Annotated in this window: 5 protein-coding genes and 1 pseudogene; 2 read left to right on the forward strand and 4 right to left on the reverse strand. The window is 40.9% G+C overall.

Going from position 1 to position 6318, the window contains the following annotated elements:
- The 4 genes and pseudogenes from HT715_RS04180 to trkA form a co-directional block, all read right to left on the reverse strand.
- Positions 1-1619: IS1634 family transposase (locus HT715_RS04180; RefSeq protein ID WP_172922839.1), on the reverse strand; the 1619-nt coding region annotated here is incomplete at its 3' end.
- A gap of 302 nt (positions 1620-1921) precedes the next feature.
- Positions 1922-2875 (reverse strand): annotated as a pseudogene (locus HT715_RS04185) (potassium transporter TrkG); the annotation flags it as partial.
- Entirely contained in the window at positions 2876-3109 is a 234-nt protein-coding gene (locus HT715_RS12410; protein ID WP_007285018.1) for a hypothetical protein, read from the reverse strand. It lies immediately after the preceding pseudogene.
- 3 nt (positions 3110-3112) lie between these two features.
- Complete coding sequence (trkA, locus tag HT715_RS04190; protein WP_000691705.1) at positions 3113-4462, reverse strand: Trk system potassium transporter TrkA; 1350 nt, start codon at positions 4460-4462, stop codon at positions 3113-3115.
- 187 nt (positions 4463-4649) lie between these two features.
- Between trkA and HT715_RS04195 the strand changes: the two genes are divergently transcribed.
- Both HT715_RS04195 and HT715_RS04200 read left to right on the forward strand, forming a co-directional pair.
- A complete protein-coding gene (locus HT715_RS04195; RefSeq protein WP_001063603.1) occupies positions 4650-5498 on the forward strand; it encodes an S-adenosyl-l-methionine hydroxide adenosyltransferase family protein in 849 nt (282 codons plus the stop codon).
- A 15-nt stretch (positions 5499-5513) separates the two neighbouring features.
- Positions 5514-6059 (forward strand): ECF-type riboflavin transporter substrate-binding protein, encoded by a 546-nt coding sequence (locus tag HT715_RS04200; RefSeq protein WP_000795930.1) that lies wholly within the window; start codon positions 5514-5516, stop codon positions 6057-6059.
- The last annotated feature ends 259 nt before the right edge of the window (positions 6060-6318 follow it).

Here is a 6318-nt window from a genome sequence, read left to right on the forward strand (position 1 = left end):
ATATCTGGACTTTCTTGTAGTCTATAGTAATTATCTTGTAACCTAGTTGCTTTGGCACTGTTGAGAGCATTAGCGATTCTCCTTGGACTCATCTTCCAATTAATTTGATGTTGGAGGAGTCGAAGATGAATTAAAGCGATAAAACAAGTCAAAAAATGTGCCTGTATATGATTTTCTGTCCATACATAAACAGGTCTACTTTCAAGCTCTGTCTTCGTGATGCGGAAGCAATCCTCAATCTTAGCTAACTCTTTATAAGCCTCCAACATCTCTTCATCTGTCATTCCAACTTCACTTGTTACAAGAACATTCACACCATCAAACTGAGCATCAAAATCAACCTGCTCATGGTCAATGGTAACAAGTGGGGAAAAAGGCTTTAGTTCCCCTGTTTTTTCATCCAGATAGTGGAGGTCTAGATATTTCTTGCCTCCTTTTTTACTGGTCTGTCGAAAGAGTTCCGCATTGGTTAGTTGGCTGGCATATTCTAAAGCACCTTCCCGACGAATCCGTTCTCGATCAGCGTATTTCTTAGACCAAGTAATCAGAACTTTCTCTTTGACAAGTGGAGAATCCTTCTTCGTTCCCAGCTTGCGTTCACGTAGATAGGACTTCTTTGCGAAGGTCAACTCCTTATTAAATTGCCAATCGTTTGGATTTAGAATTTGTGTTTGTAGCTCCTTTGAGGCGCCACGCCGTCCACGATGCTTCTGGGAGAAGAGCCATCCATCTTTTTGATGAATCATCTCAGAAATATTGTAAGAGCTATTCATAGCCTTATCGGCCACCACCACAATACGCTCAATTCCAAACTGTTTTTTAACTTCCTCAACAGCTGGAAGATAGGTAATAGGATCTGTTTGATTTCCTCTAAATAACTTATAACTGATGGGAATTCCATTCGTATCCATAAATAATCCTAATTGGACAATGGGTTTGGGACGATGTTCCTTACTAGGACCTCGCCTTCTTAGTCCTTCTTTTAGAATTTCACCATCAACTGAAACAACCGTCTCATCGGGGATATCTGTTTCAAAGTAGTAGTTCGTTACATCGTAGAAAACTAAACGTGCTTCACGCTTGGTCATGCGACTCACTTCTTTATGAAGATGAAGCAGAAGTTTTTCTTTCAAGGTATCCAACTTATCTAACGAACGATAAATAGCGTTGAGGCTTATTTCCCAATGACCAAATAAGTTTACTTGAGAAGCATAAGTAGATAACTTACTATCTGGATTGAGGACTCTCTGAAAAACTAATAGTTTTAAAACTTGAGCCAAATCGTACTCTGATTTCGATTTCACTGTCTTTAGAAACTCGGTTAGTTTTAACTCTTCAAACAGGTTATCCAAGACCATCCAACCATAGGACTGATCCACCTCATTCATAGGAGCCAGTAGGTCATAGCTTACTTGAAAGAATTGAGGTTCTGTTAGTAGACCTTCCTTTGCCTCACGTTTCAAACGTTCTAAGATATCAGGTTCCTCTACCTCTAGTTCATCTAAGAGACCATATTTTTTCAAAATACGCTGTCTGACTTTTCCATCTTTTCGATATCCCTCCACAAGATAGACATGAGTACGCCCTTCTTTGTTGGTTGTTGTTTTAATAAATGCCATACTCTATTATAGCATACATAATTATATACAACAAACAAAAAAGTTGAAAAATAGTCGGAAAATCCAGATGTACCAAGGGATTAAGTAAGGTCGGCGGAGAATTAAGTGATAAAGTCGGGCAGATAGATCTGACGCAGTTTGAAGAGATTTTCATTGAGGATAAGTCAGGTACTGAAATGTCTGATCGGGATTTAAAGATATAATAAAATGAAATAAGAATAGGACAAATCAATCGGGACAGTCAAATCGATTTCTAACAATGTTTTAGAAGTCCAGATGTACTATTCTAGTTTCAATCTACCATACTTGAGAATTTTATGCTGGGTATCCTTATCAATCACCGTTTGATTCACATGGAGAGTCAAAACACGGTGGGGAGATAGAATGGACAAAATTTGATTTTTGGCAATTTTTGAAAGGATGAGGCCTCGAATAATCTTGAGTCCACCTGCAGTTGATCCAGCAGAGCCACCGATTGCCATGAGGAAAAGGAGGATAAACTGGGAGAAGAGGGGCCAGTTGGTAATATCTCCATATCCAAAACCAGTTGTTGTAATGATGTTGGAAACCTGGAAGAAGGCCATTTCAAAGCTCTTTGAAAACCCTGGGTAGAGGTAGAGGGTGTTGAGGCTAATCAAGCCTGTAGAAACCAGTACAATGACCAAGTAAGCCCGAAGTTCTTCGTCACCAAAGAAGGCCTTGATGCGACGGAGCATGAGGTAGTAGTAGAGGTTGAAATTTACCCCAAAAACCAGAACTCCGATACTGACCAGATAGGTAATCAGTGAGCTGCCATAGTGGGCAATTCCGTCGTTATAGACGGTAAAGCCTCCAGTTCCCGCTGTCCCCGTAGCAATGACAAAACTATCGTAGAGAGGCATGCCAGCTAGATAATAGATGATGACAAAGAGGGAGAAGAGAGCTAGATAAAGGAGATAGAGAATCTGGGCAGTGTTTTTTAGTTTGGATACAACCTTGCCAAAAACAGGACCTGGAACCTCAGCCTTCATCACCTCTAGGTGGCTATTTTTGGCATTGTCCATAATAGCAAGTGCAAAAACAAGCACTCCCATCCCTCCAATCAAGTGGGTAAAACTTCGCCAGAAGAGGAGGGAACGGCTGAGAACCGAAACGTCGTTCAAAATAGTTGCTCCAGTAGTTGTAAAGCCAGAACTAATTTCAAAAAAGGCATCAATAACGCTAGGGATTTGCCCAGAAAAGACAAAGGGGAGACCACCAAAGAAGGACCAAAGGATTCAACAGAGGGCCACAATCAAGATTCCCTCCTTGGCATAAATCCGTTGATTTTTTGGCTTTTGTAAAATTCCTGAGCCACCTAGTAATACCAGAATTCCAATCGTTGTAAAGAGGGCTGTAAAGACTTGGCTCGATTCACGGTAATAGAGAGCGACAGCTACAGGAACCAAAAGGAGAACCGCTTCAATCAAAAGTAACTTTGAAAGGAGGTAGCGAATCATACTTTTATTCATTTCTTACCTCGCGATCAAGTCATAAATCTTAGTGATATTCGGCAACAAGGTTGTTACTAGGAGCTTGTCTCCAACTTCCAACATATCCTCCCCAGTTGGGAAAATCGTTTTGCCCTTTCGAATGATAGCTGCAATAAGAACCCCTTTTTTCAATTTCAGTTGAGAAAGAGGTTTGGCAGTCATTTTATTGGCTTCCTTGATATGGAATTGCAGGGTTTCGATTTGGCCATTGGCTAGATGGTGCATGGCTTGAAGGTCTGAATACTGGGCATTAACCCGACCACGAATAAAGTGCATAATCGTGTCTACGGCAATACTTTTAGGTGTGATGATACTTGAAAAATCAGGCGCATTGATAATTTCGAGGAGACTGGTACGATTGACCTTGGTAATATTTTTCTGTACACCTACCCTGTCCAGGAACATAGAGGTAATCAGATTTTCCTCATCGACCCCTGTTAGAGTCGCAACGGCATCATAGTTTTGAGCACTTTCTTCCAGCAGGATATCTTGTGCGGTACCATCTCCTTGAACGATGTAGAGGTTTGGGAATTTCTCGCTAAAGAAGCTAGCGATTTCAGGATTGATTTCAATAATCTTAGTATCAATACGACTATCTTTGAGGATACCTAGTAGATAATAGGCAATTCTACCAGCTCCAACAATAAGAAGACCCTTCACGGCACGAGACTTGAAATAATTATGGAAGAGCATCATATCAACACGGTTACCAGTGACAAAGATTCTATCTTTATCCTGTACAGTCATGTTACCGCTTGGAATGATAATTTGATGATCTCTTTCTATCGCACGACAATGACATTGCCAAATTTTTTTCCGAAAATCAGAAATGGGCATTTGGCAAAGACTACTGGAGGATTTAACAGTGAATTCCATCAAGCTGACCCGTCCACCAAAGAAACGTTCGACAGATAGAGCGTTGGGGAAGTCAATGATGTTGGCGATAGCGCGGGCAGCCAAGAGCTCAGGGTTAACGATAAGAGAAAAACCGAGAATATTCTTTTCTTTGAAATAGGAGTTAGAATATTCAGGGTTCCGCACCCGAACGATGGTCTCTTTAGCTCCCATTTTTTTGGCTAGAACAGCTGCAATCATGTTGACTTCATCGTACTCAGTCAGGGTGATAAAGATATCACAATCTTGGACGCTGGCTTGCTCAAGAATGGCAAAATCGACCCCGTTACCAAGGATACCCATGATATCAAAGCGACTGACAATATGATTGAGAACAGCTTCGTCTTGCTCAATCAGCAAAACATCATGCTTTTCTGCAACCAAGGAGCGACAGAGGGCAAAACTAACTTTTCCCCCTCCGACAAGGATAATTTTCATAATAAAACCTACTTTTTCATGATGTAACTATCATATCCTTTTTCAAAAAAAATGCACCTACTAGCCAATAAGGGAGAACTTTTAGCGGAAATCTGCTATAAGGTAAAACTATACCCTAAGCAATTGAAATAGCTATTAGCGACTTTCTCTGAAATATGGTATGATAAAGGATATACAAGGAGATAAAATGAATAATAATTTACTGGTATTACAATCAGACTTTGGTCTGGTTGATGGTGCGGTATCGGCTATGATTGGAGTGGCTTTAGAAGAGTCTCCAACCTTAAAAATTCATCACTTGACGCACGATATCACACCTTATAATATTTTTGAGGGTAGTTACCGTCTCTTTCAGACGGTGGATTACTGGCCTGAGGGAACGACTTTTGTATCGGTTGTCGATCCAGGTGTCGGCTCGAAACGTAAGAGTGTGGTTGCCAAGACTGCAAACAATCAATACATTGTCACGCCAGATAATGGGACTCTTTCTTTTATCAAGAAACACGTTGGTATTGTAGCCGTTCGTGAAATTTCTGAGGTAGCTAATAGGCGTCAAAACACAGAGCATTCTTATACTTTCCACGGTCGTGATGTCTATGCCTATACTGGTGCTAAACTGGCCAGTGGTCACATTTCTTTTGAGGAAGTGGGGCCAGAGCTCAGTGTGGATCAGATTGTGGAACTTCCAGTCGTAGAGACCATTAGTGAAGATCATCTGGTGAAGGGAGCCATTGATATTCTGGATGTGCGTTTTGGTTCGCTTTGGACCTCTATTACGCGAGAAGAATTTTACAAACTGGAACCAGAATTTGGTGACCGTTTTGAAGTGACCATCTATCACGCTGATATGCTGGTCTATCAAAATCAGGTTGTTTATGGCAAATCATTTGCAGATGTGAGAATTGGGCAACCCATCCTTTACATCAACTCTCTCTATCGTTTAGGTCTGGCTATCAACCAAGGTTCCTTTGCCAAGGCCTATAATGTAGGTGTCGGTTCATCTTGGACCATTGAAATAAAGAAAATAGAATCATAAAATAGGAGAATATAGATGAAAAATCAATCAATTAAACAAGTTGTTGCTGTAGGAATTGGCGCTGCCCTCTTTGTCGTCATCGGGATGATCAACATTCCGACCCCTGTTCCAAATACAAGCATCCAGCTTCAGTATGCGGTACAAGCGCTACTTTCTATTATTTTTGGACCGATTATCGGTTTGCTTGTCGGGTTGATTGGTCATGCAATCAAGGACTCTCTTGCTGGTTACGGTCTGTGGTGGACTTGGATTATCGCTAGTGGGCTCTTTGGTCTAGCTGTGGGGCTATTTAGAAAGTACGTTCGCGTGATCAATGGTGTCTTTGACTGGAAAGATATTCTTATTTTTAACCTCATTCAACTACTTGCAAATGCCCTTGTTTGGGGTGTCTTGGCACCACTTGGAGATGTTGTGATTTATCAAGAAGCTGCAGAAAAAGTATTTGCCCAAGGAATTGTTGCGGGAATTGCTAATGGTGTATCTGTAGCTATTGCAGGAACTCTTCTCTTGCTTGCCTATGCAGGAACTCAAACTCGTGCAGGAAGTTTGAAAAAGGACTAAAATGATGGAGAAGGCTGGGCAACCAGTCTTTTTCGATGTTTATAGATTAGTTAGGCAAGTAAGCTAGGATAGGAATCTTTTTGGCGCTAAGTTTTTAATAGAAGAGTCTGCAAGAAGGGGTAGATTTATGATAAAATAGAAGTCTAATACTCTGCGAAAATTAAATTCAAACCGCGTCAGCTCTATCTGCAACCTCAAAACAGTGTTTTGAGCAACCTACGGCTAGCTTCCTGGTTTGCTCTTTGATTTTCATTGAGTA

The sequence above is a fragment of the Streptococcus sp. 4155 genome (assembly GCF_013276695.1).
In the GTDB taxonomy this organism is placed as follows: domain Bacteria; phylum Bacillota; class Bacilli; order Lactobacillales; family Streptococcaceae; genus Streptococcus; species Streptococcus pseudopneumoniae.